General features: G+C 72.6%; 19 protein-coding genes. 8 read left to right on the forward strand and 11 right to left on the reverse strand.

The features are described from left to right. Positions 1-90: 90 nt before the first annotated feature. Both serC and IE195_RS07695 read left to right on the forward strand, forming a co-directional pair. Positions 91-1,212, forward strand: a complete 1,122-nt coding sequence (gene serC / locus IE195_RS07690; RefSeq protein WP_191268863.1) for a phosphoserine transaminase — start codon at positions 91-93, stop codon at positions 1,210-1,212. Between the two features lie 124 nt (positions 1,213-1,336). Next, positions 1,337-2,344: a glycerophosphodiester phosphodiesterase family protein gene (locus IE195_RS07695; RefSeq protein WP_191268865.1), complete on the forward strand. Its 1,008-nt coding sequence runs from the start codon at positions 1,337-1,339 to the stop codon at positions 2,342-2,344. 73 nt (positions 2,345-2,417) lie between these two features. Here IE195_RS07695 and IE195_RS07700 read toward each other — a convergent pair whose 3' ends face one another. After that, positions 2,418-3,509: a hypothetical protein gene (locus IE195_RS07700; protein ID WP_191268867.1), complete on the reverse strand. Its 1,092-nt coding sequence runs from the start codon at positions 3,507-3,509 to the stop codon at positions 2,418-2,420. Positions 3,510-3,602: 93 nt separating this feature from the next. Between IE195_RS07700 and IE195_RS07705 the strand changes: the two genes are divergently transcribed. Continuing rightward, the gene (locus tag IE195_RS07705; protein WP_191268869.1) at positions 3,603-4,322 is read left to right on the forward strand and encodes a 3-keto-5-aminohexanoate cleavage protein; all 720 of its coding nucleotides are present in this window, start codon (positions 3,603-3,605) and stop codon (positions 4,320-4,322) included. Between the two features lie 107 nt (positions 4,323-4,429). Here IE195_RS07705 and IE195_RS07710 read toward each other — a convergent pair whose 3' ends face one another. The 5 genes from IE195_RS07710 to IE195_RS07730 form a co-directional block, all read right to left on the reverse strand. After that, entirely contained in the window at positions 4,430-4,783 is a 354-nt protein-coding gene (locus tag IE195_RS07710) for a MerR family transcriptional regulator (RefSeq protein WP_191268871.1), read from the reverse strand. Positions 4,784-4,888: 105 nt separating this feature from the next. Then, positions 4,889-6,109 carry an MFS transporter gene (locus IE195_RS07715; protein ID WP_191268873.1) on the reverse strand — a complete coding sequence of 407 codons (1,221 nt, stop codon included), beginning with the start codon at positions 6,107-6,109 and terminating at the stop codon, positions 4,889-4,891. A gap of 186 nt (positions 6,110-6,295) precedes the next feature. Next, positions 6,296-6,877, reverse strand: coding sequence for an RNA 2',3'-cyclic phosphodiesterase (gene thpR, locus IE195_RS07720; protein WP_191268875.1), 582 nt, complete (start codon positions 6,875-6,877; stop codon positions 6,296-6,298). Positions 6,878-6,980: 103 nt separating this feature from the next. Further along, entirely contained in the window at positions 6,981-8,414 is a 1,434-nt protein-coding gene (locus IE195_RS07725) for an MFS transporter (RefSeq protein ID WP_191268877.1), read from the reverse strand. A 163-nt stretch (positions 8,415-8,577) separates the two neighbouring features. Next, on the reverse strand, positions 8,578-10,035 hold the full coding sequence (locus IE195_RS07730; RefSeq protein WP_373295639.1) for an NCS2 family permease: 1,458 nt from the start codon (positions 10,033-10,035) through the stop codon (positions 8,578-8,580). Positions 10,036-10,255: 220 nt separating this feature from the next. Here IE195_RS07730 and IE195_RS07735 point away from each other — a divergent pair, with 220 nt between their 5' ends. Both IE195_RS07735 and IE195_RS07740 read left to right on the forward strand, forming a co-directional pair. Then, positions 10,256-10,531, forward strand: coding sequence for a DUF2530 domain-containing protein (locus IE195_RS07735; RefSeq protein WP_191268879.1), 276 nt, complete (start codon positions 10,256-10,258; stop codon positions 10,529-10,531). Positions 10,532-10,584: 53 nt separating this feature from the next. Then, positions 10,585-12,087 carry a DUF7059 domain-containing protein gene (locus IE195_RS07740; protein ID WP_191268881.1) on the forward strand — a complete coding sequence of 501 codons (1,503 nt, stop codon included), beginning with the start codon at positions 10,585-10,587 and terminating at the stop codon, positions 12,085-12,087. 35 nt (positions 12,088-12,122) lie between these two features. Here IE195_RS07740 and IE195_RS07745 read toward each other — a convergent pair whose 3' ends face one another. Continuing rightward, entirely contained in the window at positions 12,123-13,694 is a 1,572-nt protein-coding gene (locus tag IE195_RS07745) for an MFS transporter (RefSeq protein ID WP_229826113.1), read from the reverse strand. A gap of 196 nt (positions 13,695-13,890) precedes the next feature. On the opposite strand from IE195_RS07745, the gene IE195_RS07750 reads away from it, so the two are divergent. Continuing rightward, positions 13,891-14,766 (forward strand): MOSC domain-containing protein, encoded by an 876-nt coding sequence (locus IE195_RS07750; protein ID WP_191268883.1) that lies wholly within the window; start codon positions 13,891-13,893, stop codon positions 14,764-14,766. Between the two features lie 139 nt (positions 14,767-14,905). Here IE195_RS07750 and IE195_RS07755 read toward each other — a convergent pair whose 3' ends face one another. Then, a complete protein-coding gene (locus tag IE195_RS07755) occupies positions 14,906-15,145 on the reverse strand; it encodes a GntR family transcriptional regulator (RefSeq protein WP_229826114.1) in 240 nt (79 codons plus the stop codon). Positions 15,146-15,320: 175 nt separating this feature from the next. Between IE195_RS07755 and IE195_RS07760 the strand changes: the two genes are divergently transcribed. Continuing rightward, a complete protein-coding gene (locus tag IE195_RS07760) occupies positions 15,321-15,680 on the forward strand; it encodes a hypothetical protein (protein ID WP_225942310.1) in 360 nt (119 codons plus the stop codon). Beyond that, the gene (locus IE195_RS07765; protein ID WP_191269118.1) at positions 15,677-15,823 is read left to right on the forward strand and encodes a hypothetical protein; all 147 of its coding nucleotides are present in this window, start codon (positions 15,677-15,679) and stop codon (positions 15,821-15,823) included. Before IE195_RS07760 ends, IE195_RS07765 begins: the two co-directional genes overlap by 4 nt. A gap of 82 nt (positions 15,824-15,905) precedes the next feature. Here the strand turns inward: IE195_RS07765 and IE195_RS07770 are convergent, their stop codons facing one another. From IE195_RS07770 to IE195_RS07780, 3 genes are all read right to left on the reverse strand, one after another. Then, entirely contained in the window at positions 15,906-19,046 is a 3,141-nt protein-coding gene (locus IE195_RS07770) for a sacsin N-terminal ATP-binding-like domain-containing protein (RefSeq protein ID WP_191268889.1), read from the reverse strand. 238 nt (positions 19,047-19,284) lie between these two features. Then, complete coding sequence (locus IE195_RS07775) at positions 19,285-20,040, reverse strand: DUF3027 domain-containing protein (RefSeq protein WP_191269110.1); 756 nt, start codon at positions 20,038-20,040, stop codon at positions 19,285-19,287. A gap of 297 nt (positions 20,041-20,337) precedes the next feature. Further along, positions 20,338-20,721, reverse strand: coding sequence for a cold-shock protein (locus IE195_RS07780; protein ID WP_191268891.1), 384 nt, complete (start codon positions 20,719-20,721; stop codon positions 20,338-20,340). Positions 20,722-20,869: the final 148 nt, after the last annotated feature.

Below are 20,869 nucleotides of genomic sequence, written 5' to 3' on the forward strand. Positions count from 1 at the left end.
GACAATGCGTTGGAAACGTCACGTGATTTCACGGCGGCAATTGCCGCCCTGACCGGCGGCGTCGCAGGGCCCCCCACTACGCTGTTCGACGTGACCGAGATTCAGATTCCCGCGAACCTGCTGCCCGCCGACGGCCGTTTCGGAAGCGGCCCCTCCAAAGTCCGTGCCGCCCAGCTCGACGCCCTCGCCGCCTCCGGCCCCCACTACATGGGGACCTCCCACCGGCAGAAGCCGGTCAAGTCCCTGGTCGGCCGGGTCCGTGCCGGCGTGAGTGAACTCTTCTCCCTGCCCGAGGGCTACGAGGTGGTCCTCGGCAACGGCGGCACCACCGCCTTCTGGGACATCGCCGCCCACGGCCTGCTGCGCGCCAAGTCCCAGCACCTGGCCTTCGGCGAGTTCTCCAGCAAGTTCGCGAAGGTCGCCGAGGGCGCCCCCTGGCTGGAGGACCCGACGGTCATCACCACCGACCCGGGCACCCACGGCGAGGCCGTCGCCGAGGCCGGGGTGGACGTGTACGCCCTCACCCACAACGAGACCTCCACCGGCGTGGCCGCCCCGATCAGACGGGTCGCCGGAGCCGACGAGGACGCGCTCGTGCTCGTGGACGCCACCAGCGGCGCGGGCGGCCTGCCGGTCGACATCGCCGAGACCGACGTCTACTACTTCGCCCCGCAGAAGAGCTTCGCCGCCGACGGCGGCCTGTGGATCGCGGTCATGTCGCCCAGGGCGCTGGCCCGGGTCGAGGAGATCGCCGCGAGCGGCCGCTACGTCCCGGAGTTCTTCTCGCTGCCCACCGCGGTCGCCAACTCCGCCAAGGACCAGACCTACAACACCCCGGCCGTGGCCACGCTGCTGCTGCTCGCCGAACAGCTGGAGTGGATGAACAGCCAGGGCGGCCTGAAGTGGACCGTGGCCCGCACCCACGAGTCCTCCTCCATCCTCTACAACTGGGCGGACCGCTCCCCGGTCGCGACGCCGTTCGTCACCGACCCGGCCCAGCGCTCCCAGGTGGTCGGCACCATCGACTTCTCCGACGAGGTCGACGCCGCCCAGGTCGCCAAGGTCCTGCGGGCCAACGGCATCGTGGACACCGATCCCTACCGCAAGCTGGGCCGCAACCAGCTCCGGGTCGCCATGTTCCCCGCGGTGGAGCCCAGTGACGTCAACGCGCTCACCGAGTGCATCGACCACGTCCTGACCAAGCTTTCCTGAGACGGGCTCCCGCAGGACCGTCCCGAACCGGTCCGCCGACGTTGGAGAATGGAGGCCGACCCGCCGCACGCGGGTCGGCCTCCTTTTCGCACTCACGCTCATCGCTTGTCAGGACGGTTCCACTGTGCGCAGGAACAAGAAGACCGAGATCCCCATCAAGATCATTTCGCACCGGGGCGCCTCCGGGCACCGGCCCGAGCACACCCTGGCCTCCTACGAGCTGGGGGCCCGGCACGGCGGCGACTTCATCGAGATGGACCTGGTCGCCACCAGGGACGGCCACCTGATCTGCCGCCACGAGCAGGAGATCGGCGGGACCACGGACGTGGCCGACCGTCCCGAGTTCGCCGACCGGCGCACCACCCGGACCGTCGACGGCCGCGAGGCGGAGGGGTTCTTCGCACAGGACTTCACCCTCGAGGAGATCAGGAGCCTGCGCGCCCGGGAGCGCATGGCCGAGGTCCGTCCGGACAACGCGGTGATGGACGGGACCTACCAGATCCCGACCCTCCAGGAGGTCGTCGATCTGGCCCTCTCCCTCACCGAGGAACTGGGCCGCCCGATCGGGATCTACCCCGAGACCAAGCACCCGGCCTACCACGTGGAACAGGGTCTGGAGCTGGAGCCGAAGCTGATCGCCGCGCTGCGCGAGGCGGAGCTGGTCGGCGAGGAGCCGAAGGTCCCGGTCTTCCTCCAGTCCTTCGAGGCGGAGAGCCTGCGCAAGCTCGCCGAGACCGGGCTGCCCCTGGTGTACCTGATGGGCACCGAGGACCACTGGCTGCACTACACGACCCCGGACGGCCTGGCCGAGGTGGCGGCGTTCGCGCACGCCATCGGCCCGCACAAGAGCCTGGTCGTGCCGACCGGCGAGGACGGCTCCCTGGGCGAGCCCACCGACCTGGTCGAGAACGCCCACGAGGCCGGCCTGCTCGTGCACCCCTACACGTTCCGCAGCGAGAACCACTTCCTCCCCGCCGAGCTGCGCTCGGACGGCGACCCCCACGACTACGGGGGCTTCGCCGCCGAGTACGAGGCCTTCTTCGAGGCCGGGGTGGACGGCGTGTTCTCCGACTTCTCCCGGCACGCCTTCCTGTGCCGGGAGCACTTCCTGGACCCGCAGCCGGTCGGGTAGAGGCGCGGCCCCGGGCCCGCGCGGGGTCCGGGAGGCCGCCCGGGCACGGCTCAGCCGCCGCGCCCGGGCGGGGTCAGGCCCGACGGACCAGGAGGACGATCCCGCCGATCAGCACGACGGCCACCGCGACCCCGCCGACGATGAGCGGGGCGGCGCCGTTCGAGGTTTCCTCCTCGTCCGGGCCCCCGTCCCCGGCGTCCTCGTCCGAGCCCCCGTCTCCGGCCGCCTCGGCGTGGGACCCGCCCCCGGCAGCCTCGACGGCGGAGTCGGGGAGCTGTTCGCCCTCCAGGGGGACCCGCCAGACCTCGGCGCCGGGGCCCTCGGTCCCGGCCATCAGCGCGGTGCCGTCCGGGGTGAACGCCACCGATTCGCCCTGTTCCGTCTCCGGCAGGTCGAAGGAGCCCACCGAGGCGCCCGGCACCCCGTTGGTCGCGTCGTAGAGGGTCACGCCCCAGTAGGTGCGGATGGCGTAGCGGCTGCCGTCGGGGCTGAACGCGGCGTCGGTGGCGAACAGCGGGGCGGAGTCGACCCTGCTCAGGACGTTCTCGCCGTCGGGATCCAGATTCTCCGGGACCGTGTACACACTGCCCGCGAACTCCTTGGACACCACGTACAGGCGTCCGTCCCTCGGGTCGATCATCATCCCCTCGGCGTCGCGGCCCCCGTCCTCGTAGGTGAAGGTGAGCACCGCCGGGTCGACGGTCGTGTCGGCCAGGACCTCGGGTTCGGTGAAGTGGTAGACGCGGACGTTCGGCCAGCTGCCGCCGAAGTTGTCACCGATGTTGCCGACGAAGACCGTCGGTTCGCCCGCGGGGCCCGGACCGACGGTGATCGCCTCCCAGTCCCGGAGTTCCACGTTCAGGGCGATGGTCGCGACCGTCTCGCCCTCCTCGTTCACCGCGTACACCTCGGGCGCGAAGTCACCGCTGTCGTTGTGCGTCCACCACACGCCCTCGTGCAGCAGTGAGGGCGCCAGTCCGCTGGACTCGGCGATCCGCCCGTCCTGGAACTCGAAGGCGACCTCCGAACCCTCCGGCCCCTCGCTGCCGCGCGGGTAGTCGGGGCCGCCCGAACCGCCCTCGGGGTCCACGGAGTCGGCCGTGGCGGGTACCGCCGGGGAGAGTGCGAACAGGACGGCCGTGACGAGGGCCAGAGGTCTTCTCATGCCCGCCATCCTGCCAGGAGAAGTCCCGGGTGGCTTGCACCCGGGTGCGAGCGGGCACATTCGGCTTACACGCAGTGCCGCGAGGAGGGACCCATGAGGATCGTCGCCTGTCTCAACGGGGATCGCCGTCCGGGCGCGCACCCGGCCCTGCCCGTGTCCGTCGACCAGCTCGTCACCGACGCCCGCTCGGCGGTGGCCGCGGGCGCCACCGCCGTGCACATCCACCCGCGCGACCACGGGGGCGCGGAGTCCCTGGAGCCCCAGGTGGTGTCGGAGCTCATGGAGCGGATGCGCGCCGAGGTCCCGGACGTCCCGGTGTCGCTGACCACGTCCCTGTCCGCGGAGTCCGACCCGTGGCGGCGCTACGACCTGGTGCAGCGGTGGGCCTCCCCGGCCTTACCGGACTCGGTTTCGGTGAACCTGCACGAAGCGGGTTCGGTGGACCTGATCCAGCTTCTGGGCGACCGCCGTGTGGCCGTGGAGGCGGGGGTGTGGACGGTGGAGGCCGCGCGGATCCTGCTCGCCACCCGGGTGGAGGTGGCGGCCGTGCTGGTGGAACCGACCCAGGTCGCGGCGGAGGACGCCCGGCGCAACGCCGACGCGATCAACTCCCTGCTGGACCGGGCGAAGGTGGGCGTCCCCCGCCTGTTGCACGGCGCGGACGCGACGGCCTGGCCGATGCTGGAGGACGCCCTGGACGCGGGGCTGGACATCCGGATCGGCCTGGAGGACACGATGCGCCTGCCCGACGGTACGGAGGCGCACGACAACGCGGCGCTGGTGGCGCACGCGCTCTCGCTGGCCTCCGCCTGAACCGGGGCCGCCCGGTGTCGCGGGCGGGCCCGTGCTCGCCTGCGCCGAGGCAGACGGGTTCGGGACGCTCGTGTTCGCGCCCGGGGACGGCTGAACGCCCGGCGGCTCTACGTCTGCGCTCTTTCGGCCAGTCGGCGTTCGAGCCGCTGCTCGGTGGCGGAAAGGGCGTCGATGCGCTCCCGGACCGCCTGGAGCCGCTGTTCGTAGAGGGCGAGGGCCTCGGCGCAATCGGGTTCGCGGACCAGGTCGAGTTCGAGGCAGGCCCGCAGTTCCCGGATGTCCTGCGAGGTCAGGCCGGATTCGAGTAGGAGGCGGATGTTACGCACCCGTTCGACCGCTTCGGCCCCGTACTCCCGGTAGCCGTTGGCCGCCCGTTCGGAGGCGAGCAGACCGCGCTGTTCGTAGTACCGCAGGGACCGGGTGCTGGCCCCCGTGCGTTCGGCGAGTTCTCCGATGCGCATACCGTCTCCGTTCCCGTCAACGAGTGCTGCTGCGGACACGTGTTCCGAGGCGGCTCCGCGGGCACGCGCCGGCGTCACACGTACCCGCGAGCCTACGGGCGCCGCTCAGTCCGCGTCGGCCCGACTCGGTTCGGCGGGCGTCGGGGCCGAGGTGGGGAACCACCGGACGGAGAGCGCCATGACCGCGAGTGCGGCCAGGCCGATGACGGTGGCGACGAGCGGCACCCCCGAGCCTCCGGCTCCGGCGACGACCGTGCCGCCCACGGCGCCCGCCACCGCGGTGCCCACGTAGAGCCCGCCGGTGTTCAGGGCCAGGGCCTCGGTACCCGCGTCCCCGGCCAGACGGAGGAGGCGGGCGTTCATCGGGGCGGCGAACCCCCAGGCCGCGAACCCCCACAGGGCCAGCACGCACCCCAGGGTCCACACCGGGGCAGCGCCCGCGCCGAACTGTCCGAGGAAGGTCAGGGCCAGACTGGTCGCGACCATGCCGCCGAAGGCGGCGAGCAGGACGCGGTCGGCGCCCCAGAGGTCGGTGGCCCGCCCGCACAGGAGGGTACCGACCGCTCCGGCCGCCCCCACCACCGCGATCAGGGGGGACAGGGCGGCCCCTGTGGCCCCGGTGAGGTCCAGGGTGATCGGGGCGATATAGGTGTAGGTCATGAACCCGCAGGTGGCGCCCATGACGGTGCCGGTGACGCAGAGCAGGAGGGCCGGGCGGCCCAGGTGGCGCAACTGCTCGCGGACCCCGGTCTCCGGCGCCCCGGGCAGTCCGGGCAGGCGCAGGGCCGAGGCGGCGAGGACCGCGCAGGTGAGCAGGGCCACGGCCACGAAGGCCGAACGCCATCCGAGGGCGGAGCCCAGGAATGCGCCGATCGGCACCCCGAGGAACAGGGCCACGGTCAGACCCGCAGCGACCGCCCCCACGGCGCGTCCGGTCCGCTCGGGCGGGGCGAGCCGGGCAGCCATGGAGAAGGCGGCCGGGGTGAGGGTCGCGGCGATCAGTGCGGCGACCACGCGCATCGCCATCAGGACGGCGTAGGTGGGGGCGAGGGCGGTCACCAGGTTGGCGAGTGCGAACAGGGCGAGCCCGACGAGGAGGAGGGCCCGGCGGGGCGCCCGTGCGGTGGCCACCGCCAGCGGTGGGGCCGCCACGGCGTAGGTGAGGGAGAAGACCGTCACCAGTTGTCCGGCGACGGCGACGCTGACGTCGAGGTCCTGGGCGATGGCCGGCAGGAGTCCGGCGATGACGAGGTCGTCGGTACCGACCGCGAAGGCGGTCAGGGCCAGGCACGCCAACCAGCCGGAGCGGAGTGTGTGAGTGGGCATGGCGGCACGCTAGAACCCTGACACGGGCGTCAGGGTCAAGCCGGGAGGGACCGCGCGGCCGTGTGAGAAGACGGGGGCGTGGAGTTCGGGCTCAGCCGAGCAGGGCGCCCAGGACCACGATGAGCATGATCGAGCCGAGCACCACGGGCAGCAGCCAGCGCTGCTTGCGGTTGTTGGTGAGCATGCTCATGACGTGCCCCGCTCCGGTGCTCGTTGGGAATCGCTACCCCAGAGTAGACCCCAGGTCCGAACGGTCCGGTAGCGGTCGGGGTCCCCCGGTCGGCTCTCCACGAGGTCGACCCGGTCCACTGACCAGTCGGCGGAGGGCGCGGGGCCGAGTGCGCGCAGGGTCTCGGCGGCGTCCCGGGGCGGCCTGGCCCTGGCCAGGGTGATGTGCGGCACGAAGGGACGTGACGCGACGGGCACGCCCGTGGCACGAGCGGCCTCCCCCAGGACCTCGGCGAGCTCGTGGAGCCCCTCCCCGCCGACCCCGGCCCAGAGCACCGCGGCCCGATCGGCCCGGAGGGGGAAGGTGCCCCAGTCCTCCAGCGAGAGGTCGAGGGCGGGACGGCCCGCCAGCGCGCGGTCCAGTGCCCGGGTGAGTTCGGGGAGCCGTCCCCCGACCTCACCGAGGAAGACCAGGGTGAGGTGCCGTTCCCGCGGGGGGCTCCAGCGCAGTCCCCGGGCCGTGGGCCGGGCCGCGCGCACCGCGGACTCCAGTTGTCCGCGAACCGGCGGCGACGGCCACAGCGCGACGAAGAGGCTCATGGGGGCATCCTCCCACCGGTGGCCGGGGCTCCGAAGGGCCGTGCTCGCCGTGACGTCCGCCGGGACGGGCGCGGCGGCGCCGGCGGTTCTCGACCGGAATCCGTCAATGCCGTAGGTCGGCGCTCCGCTGCGGCTCGGTCCCCCGGTCGGGAAGTTCCCGGGCGGCGGCCTCTTCCGGGGGCCGGACGCTCAACTGCTGCGGCGCCGCGTGCTCGGCCCCACCGGCCCGCCCGGTCCTTCCGTCCTCCTCGGGCTCCCCGGACGCCTCGGTTCTCCCTGCCGCGTCGGTACGCGCAGCTCGCCGTTTCCGGGGCAGCAGCTCCCGCGCCCGGACGTCCTTGACCCTCATCAGCAGCACGGAGATCACACCGACCACCGCGATGGTCACCACGCCGCCGGCGGTCAGGCTGGCCTGGGGGCCGAAGGCGTCGGCGATCAGGCCCACCACCGGGGCTCCGATCGGGGCCACACCCATGAACACCAGCAGGAACATGCTCATCGCGCGGCCGCGCATCTGCGGGTCGACGCTGAGCTGGAAGGTGGCGTTGAGCGTGGTCACGAAGGTCATGAAGAGCACTCCCATCGGCACCAGGACCAGGACGAACGCCACGTAACCGGGCATCAGGCCCGCGGCGAGCTGGGCCGCGCCGAAGCCCATCGAACCGACCAGCACCAGCCGCAGCCGCGGGTACTCGCGGCGGGCGGCCAGGAGGGCGCCGGCCAGGGCGCCCACGGCGAGCGCCGCGGCGGCGACCCCGAAGGCCTCGGCCCCGGTCTCGAACACGTTGTTGACCATCAGGGCGATCTGGTTCTGCACGTTCGCGCCGAAGAACTGCACGGCGGCGGCGAGGACCAGCAGCAGCACCAGGTCGTGTCTGCCCCCGATGTACCGGAGCCCCTCCCGGATCTGCCCCTTGCCCCGCGGCATGCGCTCGGTGGGGTTGAGGTCGGCGGTGCGGATCATCAGCAGGGCGACGATCGTGAAGGCGAACGAGAGCCCGTTGATCATGAAGACGGGGCCGCTGCCGATCAGCCCGATGAGCAGCCCGGCGACGGCGGGGCCGGTGACCCGGCCGAGCTGGAAGCTGGCGCTGTTCAGGGCGATCGCGTTGGGCAGCATCTCCCGGTCGACCATCTCCGGGACGAAGGCCTGCCGTCCCGGGTTGTCGAGCACGGTGATCATGCCCAGGCCGAAGGCGAACAGGTAGACGTGCCAGACCTCGGCGGCGCCGAGTGTGGCCAGCACGCCCAGGGCGACCGCGAGCACGCCCATGGTGGACTGGGTGAGGACCAGCAGTCTGCGCTTGTCGAAGCGGTCCACCATGGCGCCGCCCCAGAGCCCGAAGAGGAGCATGGGCAGGAACTGCAGGGCCGTGGTCATCCCCAGCGCGATGCCGCTGCCGCCGCTGAGCTGGAGGACCAGCCAGTCCTGGGCGATGCGCTGCATCCAGGTGCCGGGGTTGGAGACGAGCTGGCCGAGGGCGTAGATCCGGTAGTTGCGGACGGCCAGGGAACGGAACATCGCGATACGGCGCATCACTCCCTCCCCGTGGCGGCTTCGCGCCGGGGAGGGACTGAAACGACCACCGTGGAGTGGATTCGGGGGCAGAGAAGTAAACGGCGTTGACTCATCATCTGTGCCAACGCCGTCCACCGGGCCCCGCATTCCCCGGGGCGGAGGGGCCGCCCCGGGGACCGGATCAGCTGATCAACGCGGAGATCGGCGCCTCCGCGAAGTGGATCAGGAAGATCACCGAGATCAGCCAGAGGAGGGGGTGCACCCGGCGGCCCCGCCCCGTGACCAGCATGACGAAGGCGTAGCCGAGCAGGCCGAACCCGATTCCGTTCGCGATCGAGTAGGTGAACGGCATCATGATGATCGCCAGGAAGGAACCGATGCCGATCGCCGGGTCCTTGAAGTCGATCCCGGTCACCTGGGTCATCATCATGAACCCGACGATGACCAGGACCGGGGTGGCCGCCTCGAAGGGGACCAGGGTGACCAGCGGGGTGAAGAGCGTCGAGACGAGGAACATCGCGCCCGTGACGATCGGGGCGACGCCCGTGCGCGCGCCCTCACCGACGCCCGCCGCGGACTCGGCGTAGAGGGTGGCGACCGAGGCGGAGCCGATACCGCCGAGGAGGGTGCCGAAGGCGTCAGCGGTCAGGACGCCGCGGGCGCCCTCGATGTTGCCGTCCTCGTCGGCCAGGTCGCCCTGGTGGGCGACGCCGACCATGGTGCCCATGGTGTCGAAGAAGTCGGCCAGGAGCAGCGTGAAGACCAGCATCACGACGGTGGCGACGCCGACGTCGGAGAAGCGGCCGGCGAGGCCGCCCTCGGCGAACAGGCCGAGGAGGGAGAGGTCGGGCAGGGCGATCAGGTCGCCCGCGCTGGTGGGCAGGCTCGGGACGGTCAGCCCCCAGCCGAGGCGGTCGCCTCCGTCGCCCAGGAGGGTCTCGACCGCGATCGCGATGACGGTGGTGACCACGATGCCGATGAGGAGGGCGCCGCGCACGTTGCGCACGTAGAGGGCGATGCTCAGCAGCAGGCCGATGACGAAGATCAGGATCGGCCAGCCGTTGAGGCCGCCCGAGCCGAGCTGGACCGGGGTGCCGTCGCCGGCCTGTACGAAACCGGCGTTGACCAGCCCGATCAGGGCGAGGAAGAGACCCACGCCGACGGCGATCGCGACCTTCAGGCCGGGCGGGATCGCGGCGAAGACCGCGGTACGGAAACCGGTCAGCACCAGGATGAGGAGCAGGACGCCCTCGATGATGATCAGCAGGAACACGTCCGCCCAGGGCATGAGCGGCGCGATGCCGTAGGCGACGACGGCGTTCAGGCCCATGCCCGCCGCGATGGCGAACGGGTAGCGGCTGACGACGCCCATGAGGACACAGGACAGCGCGGCGACCAGGGCGGTCATCGCGGCGACGCCGGGGATGCCCAGGGTCTCGCCGTTGACGTCCTCGGCGGTGCCGATGATCAGCGGGTTGAGGACGACGATGTAGGCCATGGCGAAGAAGGTCGCCAGACCGCCGCGGATCTCGGTGCCGAGGGTCGAGCCGCGCTCGGAGATGCGGAAGAAGCCGCCCGAGCCCTTGGGGACTCGGTCCTGGGCGGGTACGTCGGAGGGGGATGGATTCGGTGAGTTCACGTCGTCAGCCTGACCTGGTCGTGTTACTGGACAACAAGGATTCTGCGCCAGATTAGTTGCATCTTCGTACAACACAGGCCACGTGTTTCACATCAGTTTCATAGAAAACACCATATGGTGGGATGATCCGCTCCTTGGCTGTGATCAACGCATCCCCGCCCGACCAGGGGCGACGGCCGCTCCCCTCCCCTCTCGACACACCAGCGGATAGCCTGGGCCCGTGCCCAAACCTCGCCAGCCAGACCCCGAAGTCCACGAGAGCGACTACCGCGTTCCGGCGGCCCTCGGCACCCTCGCGTGGACGATCGCGCTCGTCGTGCTCCTCGCCATGGGCGACGGCCTGCCCTCCTCGGAGCGGTGGTGGATCGGCGTCTGTGTGACCGGGATCGCCCTCGGCGTCTTCGGTTTCCTCTACGTTCCGCGCCTGCTCCGCAAACGCGACGAGGCGGCGGATCGGGTCACCGAACGGACGGCCGACGGCTCCGGGGCCCGCTGAACCGGATCGCCGCACCCACCGGGGCACTTTGCCGCCTGCCCGATAATGGGCGGGTGTCTGAGACAGAATTCCCACTCCCGCGCGGTCTCGCCGACCGCCTACGCGACATCCTCGTCGACGCCGACTACACGGTGTCCGGTGTCCGCGACCGCCTCGGCGACGCCGCTGCGAAGGCCCTGGCCCGCGAGCAGCTCGTGCCCGCACTGCGCGCCACGGGCGGGGAGGAACGCCTCGGACTGCTCCTGCGCCTGTGGTGGCTCCAGGCCCCGATCCCGGCGCGCGCGGCCCGTTCCATCCTCCCCGTCGACGAACTCGCCGAGACCGGGCTGGTCACCGTGGAGGAGGGACCCGACGGCCCCGCCGTGCGCGCCCTCGTCCACCTGGGCCCCTGGGAGCTGGAGGACGGCCGCCCGGGCTTCGTCGTCTCCGACCCCAAGGTGCGCCCCGGCAGCGGAGCCGTCCCGGGGAACGACCACGTGGTCGGTGCGGGCGGCGCCTCCGCCAACCTCTCCCGGCTGATCGTGGACGGCCCCTTCGAACGCGCCCTGGACCTGGGCACCGGCTGCGGGGTCCAGGCCCTGCACCTGGCCTCCCGGGCCCGCGAGGTGGTCGCGACCGACCTCAACCCGCGTGCTGTGCGCCTGGCCGGGATCAGTCTGGCCCTGTCCGGTGTCACCGGCGCCCGGCTGGCCCAGGGCTCGCTGTTCGAGCCGGTCAGGGACGAGCGCTTCGACCTGATCGTGTCCAACCCGCCGTTCGTCATCACCCCCGAGTCGGCCCGCTTCACCTACCGCGAGTCCGACCTGCCCGGTGACACCGTGTGCGCGGAGCTGGTCCGGCAGGCCCCCGCGCACCTCACCGAGGGCGGCTGGGCCCAGTTCCTGGCGAACTGGACGCACACCGACGGCGACGACTGGGCGGACCGGGTCGGCGGCTGGATCACCGGCACCGGGTGCTCCGGCTGGGTCGTGCAGCGCGACGTCCAGGACCCCGCCGAGTACGTGGAGCTGTGGCTGCGCGACTCCTGCGAGCACGGCACCCCCGAGTACACCCGGCGCTACGACGCCTGGCTGGACTACTTCGACCGCGAGGGCATCAAGGGCATCGGCTTCGGCTGGATCAGCCTGCGCAACGACGTCGCCCAGGACGCCACCGTGAAGGTGGAGGAGTTGAGGCACGAGGTCGAGCAGCCGGTCGGCCCGTACCTGCCGGACGTGGTGGACGGGGCGATGACCGCCCACCGCCTCACCGACGCGGCCCTGCTGTCCGCCCACGTCGCCCTGGTTCCGGGCGTGGTCGAGGAGCGCGTGGCCGTGCCCGGAGCGCCCGACCCCGAGAAGATCGTCCTGCGCCAGCGCGAGGGGCTGCGCCGGGTGGCCCGCATCGGGACCGTGGAGGCGGCCCTGGCCAGCGTCTGCGACGGCACCATGCCGGTGGGCCCGCTGCTGGACGCCATCGCCGAACTCATGGGTGAGGATCCGGCCCTGCTCCGCGAACGCACTCCCGAGGCCCTGCGCACCCTGATCTCCGAGGGCTTCTTCCGCGTCGCCCGCTGACGGAGGGGCCGAACGCCCCGAGTGCCCGGGGCGGCCTACTCGCCCGGCGCCGCCGCCCTGTCCGTGTCCTGGTCCGGTGACGGTGGCACGGGCGCGCCCCGTTTGTACAGGAAGCTGAAGGCACTCGCCGCCAACAGCGCGGTGGCGGCGACGACCAGCGTCGCCCGGTAGCCGTTGTCGAAGGCCTGGGTGGCCGCCTCCAGCAGGGCCCGCGCGCCAGCGGTGTCCATCCCCTCGGCGGCGGCGCGGGCCTCGTCCAACCCCTCGGCCGCCGAGGCGGGCGCCTGGCCGGGCAGGGCGACGGTCCGGGTGTACACGGCGGCCATCAGACTGCCCAGGACCGCGACGCCGGTCAGGCTGCCGAGTTCGTAGGAGACCTCCTCCACCGACGCGGCCATCCCCGCCCGGTGCGCGGGGGCGCTGCCCACGATCGCGGCGGAGGCGGCGGTCATCGCCGCGCCCGTGCCCGCGCCCATCACCAGCAGACCCGCGACGGTCCAGGCCAGCGGGGCGGAGGCGGACGCCAACACGCCCGCGGTGCCCAGGGCGGTGGCCAGCAGGCCCGCGCCCATCACCGGCCGGGCGCCCAGCCGGTACAGCAGCGCGCCGACGGTGACGCCCACCGGCAGGGCGCCGAGCGCCGTCGCGGCCACGGTGAGCCCCGAGTGCAGGGGTGAGTAGCCCAGCACCAGCTGGAGGCGCTGGGTGAGGACCAGCTGCACCCCGGCGAGCGCGAACATCCCCATCCCCGCGGCGAGCACACCGATGAGGATGCGCGGATCGCGGAAGAGCGCGAAGTCGATCAGCGGGTGGGCCTGCCCGCGCTGGCGGCGCACGAAGGTCCAGAAGCCGAGGACGGCCGCGGCCAGGGCCGCCGCGACGGCGAGCGCGGACGGTTCCGGGCCGGTGGCCTCCTTGATCGCGTAGACCACACCGACCAGCCCGGCCATGACCTGGACCGAGGCCAGCAGGTCCCACGGCCGGTCGGGGCTGCCCGAACCGCCCGGAGCGACCACGGCGGCCAGGACCAGCGCCGCCAGCACGATGGGCACGTTCACCAGGAAGACCGAGCCCCACCAGAAGTACTCCAGCAGCGCACCACCGGCGATCGGCCCGATCGCGGCGCCGACCATCGCCATCGTTCCCCAGATCCCGATCGCGATCCCGCGTTCCCGTTCGTCCGTGAAGGTGATGCGGATCAGCGACAGGGTCGCGGGCATCATCGCCGAGGCGCCCACGGCCAGGAAGGCGCGTGCGGCGATCAGCACGGCCGGGTCAGGCGCGTAGGCGGCGGTCAGCGAGGCCGCGCCGAAGAGCACGAGCCCGATCAGGTACATCCGTTTGTGGCCGACCCGGTCGCCGAGCGTCCCGGCGCCCAGCAGCAGGCCCGCCATCACCAGGGGGTAGGCGTTGATGATCCACAGCCGGTCCGAGGCACCGGCGTCGAGCTGCGCGCTGAGGGTCGGCAGCGCGGTGTAGAGGATCGTCATGTCGACCGAGATGAGCAGCAGTCCGGCCGAGACCGCGGCCAGGACCAGCCAGCGCCTGGCTCTGGAGAGCGGTCGGTCGTCCGCCGACCGGTCCCCGGTTCTGATCGCCTCGCTCACCGACGCCCACCCGTGCCCTCGACCCCGGCACGTGTGTCCTGGATGTCCGGGATGAGGGTTCTCGCACTCGGTCGCATCCGGTGACTGTATCTTCCGGGGCGGAGGGCCCCGGCCGCGGTCCGGCCGGGGCGTCTCCGGCAGCTTCCCCACGGGCTGGTGCGATCCCCCCGGCGGCGGTACCGGTAGCGTTTCTGCCATGAGCCCTACTCCCACGGCCCGCGTGTCCGCCCTCGCCGCCTACCCCGTCAAGGGGTGCGCCGGGCTCGCCCTGGACACCGCCGAGATCACCCCTGCGGGGATCGCCCACGACCGCTCGTTCATGGTGGTCGACGGCTCCGGTGACTTCCGCAGTCAGCGCAGGGACCCCCGGATGGCGCGGATCGTGCCCGAGCTCGACGCGGACGGCACCAGGCTGGTGCTGCGCACCGGGGGTTTCGCCCCGGTGAAGGTCGACGTGGACCCCGGGGGCCGCCGCCTGGACGTGACCGTGCACAGGAAGCCCCTGGTGGGCGTGGACCAGGGCGAGGAGGCCGCCGGGTGGCTGACCGAGTTCCTCGGGGAGCCCAGCCGCCTGGTGCGGGTCCCCGACGACCACCGGCGCGAGACCAGCGGACTCACCCGGGGCACCGCCGGTTTCGCCGACGGGCACGCCGCCGTGATGGCGTCGCTGTCCTCCCTGGACCTGCTGAACGAGCGCATCCTCGCCGCTGGCGGCGACCCGCTGCCGATGGACCGCTTCCGGCCCAACATCATCGTGTCCGGCTGGCCCGAGGCGCACACCGAGGACCGGGTGCGGTCGGTCCGCCTGGGCAGCGCGGAGCTGGGGTACGCCAAGGTGTGCATCCGGTGCGCGGTCACCACGGTCGACCAGGGCGCCGGGGAGAAGCGGGGCCCCGAGCCGCTGCGCACCCTGGCCGGGTACCGGCGCGCGGACGACGGCGGGGTGGCGTTCTGCTCGAAGTTCGCCGTGACCGCCCCCGGCACCGTCTCCGTGGGCGACGCCCTGGACGTCACCGAGTGGGCCGAGCCCGAGCAGGGTCTGGGGCCGAGGCTGGCCGCGGCCACCGGCTGACCGCCCGGCCGTTCGCCGTGATGGCCTTGCCCGCGGCGCAGGTCCCGCCCGGCCACGAGCCCTGGTTCCCGCTCGGCTCGGAGGCCGTTCCGCGCCGCGGGCGGATGCCGTCCGTGCTCCGCCCGCTGGCCCCCGGCTCTCAGGATTCGGGGCGCTTCACATAGGAGCCCATCCCGCTCTGGGTACGGATGAGCCCCTCCGACCTCAACGCCCGGTGCACCTTCTGGCCGGTCGAGGTGCTGATGCCGAATTCCTCCTGGAGTTGGAGGACGCTGGGGACACGCCCGCCGGGCGGGTAGGTGCCATCAGCGATGCGGGCACGCATGATGTCCGCCACCTGGGTCCATCTGGGCTGGTCATCTTCGAATTCGAATGTCACCCCAGGAAAGGTAAGCATGTTCACCTGGATAGCCAATATGTCGCACGCCTACCAAGGTGACCATGGTAGGGGTATGCTCTTGTCTTGACTCACCCATGAAGCGGCCCGGCGGTGGTACCAACACCCCGGGCCCGGACAAGCGAATGGAGCGCTTGCCTTGTCATACGTTACTGCCTTGCTGTCCCCGTTCGCCGTGCTCGCACGGCTTCTCAGGCCCTCACGCGGAGTGCACACCAGCCCGTGCGGCTACCTGTGGGAGCTGGGAGCCGAAGCCCGGCGCAACCGTTCCCGCCGGGTACGCCGCTACGTCCAGGCGCTCGCTCCCGTCGGGTCCGCATCCGTCGAACCCGCTCCCCTGCCGACCGCTCCCCCGGTGCACCCGTGCACCGCGCCCGAACCCACGTACCCCGCTCCGCTGGTGCCCGCGCCCCGGAAGCCGGTCGAGGACAGCCGACACGAGGAGTTCCCCCAGACAGAGATCGTGCGCGGCCCCTACCTGGCCTGGGAGTCCGCCTGGAAGAAGGTGGCCGCGTGAGCGAGCGCACCGACGCCCTGGCCCACCGGCTCACCCGGCTCCTCAACGACCCCGGCCTCGCCGCCGACGCGGTCACCCGGCTGATCTCCGCCGAGGCGGTCCTCGGGTGCCTCGACGACGCGCTGCGCTCCGGCGGCGACTGACAGCGGCGATCTTGCTACCAGGGGCAAGTTCGGCGCCCATCTCGCCTCTGGTAGCAAGATCACCGCGGAAGGGAGGCGTTCCCTACTCCAGGTCGGCCTCGGCGAGCAGGTACGCGGCGTGCTCCGGGTCCCGCAGCACCGCGGCGAGCAGGTGACGGCGGGACCACTGCCCGGCCCGCCAGCACAGGGCGCGGGCCAGCCCCTCCGTGCCCGAGGCGTGCACCGAGCCGTCGCCGGTGTACCAGTCCACCTCCACGCCGTCCACCGTGAGCTGCTGGTGGTGCAGGTAGGTGCGGTCCGGTTCGTCACCGCCCGCGAGGAACAGCGCGGCCTCGTCGGGGACCGCACGGATCCGCCCCGCCGAGTTCACCTTCCCGGTGATGCTCTCCGAGGCCAGGTCCAGGTCGAGCACGTCGGCGAGCCGCTCGGCGGTGTCCGCGGCGGCCAGCACCAGCGGACGGTCCGCCACCAGGGGCAGCAGGTCCGGCGAGTCCACCACCACGGCGTCCTCGGCGTCGGCCACCACGATCGCCCCTCCCCTGACCGCGCGGACCACGGCGGGCGGGGTGACCAGGTCGGTGTCGACGTCGGCCAGGGCCGTCCACAGCCGGCGCAGGGCGGTGCGGCCGACGTGGCGGGCCGGGTCGGCGAGCCGGTTCAGCAGGTCGTCGGCGCCGTCGGGGTCGGCGAGCAGGTCGGTGAGGGTCGTGCGGACGCCGAGCGCCCGGGCGAACTCGGGGTCGACCTCGGCCGGAACCTCGTCGTAGAGGCCCAGGAGCGCTTCCTCGGCGTCGGCGGTGCGCAGCTCGACCGGGGCCCGGTCGTCCAGCAGCGCCCGGCTGCGCAGCCACCAGGAGGTGTAGGAGGGCACGTCGACGACCCGGCCGTCCGGCATGAGCAGCCGCGCGGGTTCGGTGACGGCCGCGCGGAGCGGACCCCGGGAGAGCATCGCCAGGGCCCGGGGCCAGGCCTCGTCGGCGATGTACTCGAGGTCGGCGACGCACACCAGTTCGGGGACGACGGGCGGGAGTTCGGGGTCCCCGACGCGTTCGAGGACCTCGTCGGCCCAGTCCTCCAGGCCGTCGGGGCCGTCCTCCCCGGCCGCGCCGTCGAAGACCCCCGCGAGGTCCTCACCGAGCGCGGCCTCCTCGGCGCGGACCACGGTCAGCCCCCACAGGGCGCCCACCGCGCGCAGGGTGTCGGTGCCGTGGCGGCTGACGAGGTCCTCGTGGACGGTGCCGAAGGGCGCGTCCTCGACCAGCAGACCGGCCAGGGGAGCCCCGGGGACGAGGAGTTCGGCGGCGATCGAGTAGCCGTCCTCGTCGTCGCGCAGAGCCAGTTCGGACAGCCAGGGCGCGTCCTCGACGGTCGTCCCGGAGGCGGCGACCAGGTCCAGGACGGCCTCGGCGACGGGCTCGGGGTCCTCGGCGTCCAGCGAGCTCCGGACGGCCGCCTCGGTGTTGTGGTCGGCCAGGACGGTGGCGGCGCCCGCCTCCACCGCGCCCAGGCGCAGGAGCAGCGGGTGGACCGCCTCGGGGTGCACCACGCGCACGCCCAGGGTGGCCAGGGCCGCGGGGTCGAGCCGGTTGCCCTCGGCGTCGGCGACCTTCACCCAGTCCTCGCTGGGCAGCAGCAGCGAGCGCGGCCCCCGGACGAGGCGGCCGTCGGCCAGCGGGACCGGGAGCGCGCCGAGCTCGTCGAGGTCGGCGCCGCCGCCCCCGGCGCTGCCCAGGGCGGCGTAGAGGGAGGACCACCACTGCGGCGGCCGCTGGGTGTCGCCGAGCAGGTCGGCGAGGTCGGCCAGGCCCAGGCGCCGCACCCGCAGCGCGGCCATGGCCGGGTGGCGGGGGCTCCAGGAGCCTGGCAGCAGCGGCGGGACGAGCTCGGCGAGCAGGTCGACCAGTTCGGCGGCGCCGCTCGCGCCGCCGGTGTCCAACAGGACGGCCTCACGCGGGGCGACGGGGAGCCCGACCGCGGTGACCAGGAAGGGGGTGTCGAGGAGGGGCTCGGCGACCCGGGCGCGGAAGACCGCGTCGACGGCGCCGCCGCCCACCCGGGTGGCGGGGACCAGGTCGAGTGCGGCCCGGGGGTCGAAGCGGCGCAGGAGCGCGCAGTAGGCGGTGGCGGCCTCCATCAGCAGCAGGTCGGTGGCGGCGCCCGGCTGGACGTCGCGCCGGTCCGATCCCAGGGGGAAGGTGCCGATGAGGACGGCGGGCAGGTCGAGTTCGGTGTCGGTGGGGGTCGGCGCGTGCACGACGTGCTCGACGTCGGCGGGCAGCGTGCCCGCTCCCCCGTCGGAATCGACCGGGACGGCCCAGGTCAGCGACCACACGGCCCGGTCGCGTTCCTCGGTGGGGCGGTCCGCGAGCAGGTTCGGGTCGAACTCGCCGGAGCGGCTGACGGTCCGCCACGGGGTGACCCGGGTGCCGTTGCCGTCGTCGTGCGTGGTGACCAGGTCGATCCCGGCGTCCTCGTCCCCGGGTTCGCGGGTGAGGACCCGTTCGGCCCCGTCAGCGGCCACCCGCACCTCGGACAGCCCGTCCAGGGCGAGGAGGAGCGCCTCCCCGGTGCGGTCCAGCAGTTCACGGACCCGCTCCCGGGCGTTCTCGTCGCGGAGCGTCAGCGTGACGACGGTGTCGTATCCGGGGGCGGGGTGCTCCGGCACGACGTCGGCGGGGAACGGCAGGCGCAGCATCGGCACGTGTCCCGCGCGGCGGCCCACCTCCTCGGCGAGGTCGGCGTGGGTGCCGTCGGCGCCGAGCAGGTCGGTGACCACGGCGCGGGCGCGTTCGGCACAGAAGTGCACGGCCGTACCGCCGGAGTCCACGACGACGTCGTCGCTGAGCGCCACCACCGCGGAGAAACCGACCCCGAACCGGCCGGCGGAACCGTGGTCGTCGCGTTTGGTGGACGCCCGCAGGGTGGCGAGTGACTCCACGCCCTCCGGGGTCAGTGGGGCTCCGGTGTTGGCGGCGGTGAGGCGGTCACCGTCCAGGGCCAGGCGGAGACGGCCGGGGACGCCCGCGCGGCGGGCGGCGTCGGCCGCGTTCTGCGCGAGTTCGACCACCACGCGGTCCCGGTAGCCGCCCAGCGCGAAGTCCTCTTCGGCGTTGGCGTCCTCCCGGAACCGGGCGGGCGCGTCAGCCCACGCCGAGAGCACGCGTCGGCGCAGTTCGGCGGTGTCGAATGGGTCGGCCGCCGAAGCGGTCACCGGCTCGGCCATGATGGTCTCCTCCTGCGCTGGGCGCGCGGTCCGATCGGCCCGGTGCGTGTTCGCGGACACGTACCGGGCCGGGCAGGGCGAGCGTGATGGTAGGTCGACCCTAGCCGACGGCGGGGTCGGCTCAGGTTCTGGCCGGGGCGCGTGGCGCGGACGCGGTCAGGGACGGAACCGGGCCCCGTCGCGCTGGCGACGGGGCCCGTTCGTCCGGTGGATCGGCCTGCTGTGACCGTTGTTTCGGTCAGGAGTCGCTGGATACCAGTTCCAGTTCCGTGGTGTCGTCGAAGACGATGTGGTCGTACCCCACCTCGTCGACGACCGGTGCGACCGGCTCGTTCTGCGAGGCGGGGCGGCGGACCTCGGAGTGGGCTCCGCACCCGTGGTCGAGCGAGACGACCTTGCCGTCGTCGGGGGCGTACTCGTTGGTGCACACGCCGAACATCTGGCGCAGCTCCCCGGCGAGCGGGGTCAGGAACCCGCAGGTGGTGCAGCGTGCCGGGGCGGCCGTGGCGATCGGGCTCCGCGGTCCGGCCTCGCCGTTGTACCAGCGTTCCGCCGCCTGCTCGCGTCCGGTCTCGGAGAGGACCTGGCGACGGCCGAGGCCCAGCTCCCACACCATCTGCTTGTCCATGCCCTCGGCGTCGAGTTCGTTTTCGGGCACCTGCGCGTAACCGGGGACGAGTCGTTCATCGTCCTCTTCGGTGGGGAGCAGGTCCCCCACGCCGACGTCGCCGGGGCGCAGGCGTTCCTTCCAGGGCACCCACTCGGGCGCGACGAGGGCACCCTCGCCGGGAAGCAGGACCACCTCGTTGACCGTGACGTTCTTGGCGCGCGAGGCGCGAACGACGGTGACCGAGTAGGTCCATCCCGGGTAGGAGGGGTCCAGGCACTCGAAGTAGTGGGTGACCAGGCGCGTGTCCTCGGCCTGGGCGGTGAGGTGCTCACCGACCCATTCGGGTCGCCCGACCTCCGCCGCAACCGAGCGGGCCAGATCCACCGCGTCGATACATGCCTTGTCCGGTACAGGAGAACGTCGAGAAGGGCTCACGTTCCCCATTCTCACTGATCGCGGGCACCGATTTGACCATAACGCGGGTCAAGGTTCGCCCGATACACCCTCTTGACGGAGTCTTGTGCGCCCCGAGACATCGGGGTTCCGCGACGAGGGCGACCGTCCTTCCCTTTTGTCCGGTTCATTCTGCACCCGGGCGGGGCACCGGACCGGCCCGGGTGTTTCGCGGGGCCGGGGCCGCGGTGGACGTCGGAGGCGTCCGCCACGGCCCCGGAGGGGAGGTCAGGCCTCCAGGTCGTCGGCGACCACGCGCAGCACGGCGGCGACCCTGGCCGCCTCGCGCTTGTCGGGGTGGCGCCCGCGCCGGTAACCGTTGGAGAGGTTCTCCAGGAGTTTGATGAGGTCCTCGGTGATGAGCTCCATCTCGTCGGGCTTCTTGCGCCGTGCCCTGGCCACCGAGTGCTGCGTCTCCAGAAGCTGCACCTGGAGCGCCTGGGCGCCCCTGCGCCCCTCCGCCACGCCGAACTCGACCCGCTGGCCGGGCTTCAGCGCGGTGGTTCCGGGCGGCAGCGAGGTGGAGTGCACGAAGACCTCGCCTCCGTCGTCCCGGGTGAGAAAGCCGAAACCCTTGTCGTCGTCGTACCACTTGACCTTGCCGGTGGGCACGTAGAGACCTCATGCTTTCACTGACGGGCCACGGGAACAGCGGAAACGGTGCCGTCCACCCTTTCCTCCGCCCCGGGCGGCCCCTGGTTTCCATGGGTGCGCACCAGGTTAGTCCCCGAGGGCTCGTCAACGCGAGAGGGTATTGGCG

It is taken from the genome of Nocardiopsis terrae (genome assembly GCF_014651695.1).
Taxonomy (GTDB): Bacteria; Actinomycetota; Actinomycetes; order Streptosporangiales; family Streptosporangiaceae; genus Nocardiopsis; species Nocardiopsis terrae.

Coding starts and splice junctions, on each gene's coding strand:
- IE195_RS07700 (WP_191268867.1), bottom strand. CDS start 3,509: ATGAGAAGACCTCTGGCCCTCGTCACGGCCGTCCTGTTCGCACTCTCC.
- IE195_RS07705 (WP_191268869.1), top strand. CDS start 3,603: ATGAGGATCGTCGCCTGTCTCAACGGGGATCGCCGTCCGGGCGCGCAC.
- IE195_RS07710 (WP_191268871.1), bottom strand. CDS start 4,783: ATGCGCATCGGAGAACTCGCCGAACGCACGGGGGCCAGCACCCGGTCC.
- IE195_RS07715 (WP_191268873.1), bottom strand. CDS start 6,109: ATGCCCACTCACACACTCCGCTCCGGCTGGTTGGCGTGCCTGGCCCTG.
- thpR (WP_191268875.1), bottom strand. CDS start 6,877: ATGAGCCTCTTCGTCGCGCTGTGGCCGTCGCCGCCGGTTCGCGGACAA.
- IE195_RS07725 (WP_191268877.1), bottom strand. CDS start 8,414: ATGCGCCGTATCGCGATGTTCCGTTCCCTGGCCGTCCGCAACTACCGG.
- IE195_RS07750 (WP_191268883.1), top strand. CDS start 13,891: ATGAGCCCTACTCCCACGGCCCGCGTGTCCGCCCTCGCCGCCTACCCC.
- IE195_RS07770 (WP_191268889.1), bottom strand. CDS start 19,046: ATGGCCGAGCCGGTGACCGCTTCGGCGGCCGACCCATTCGACACCGCC.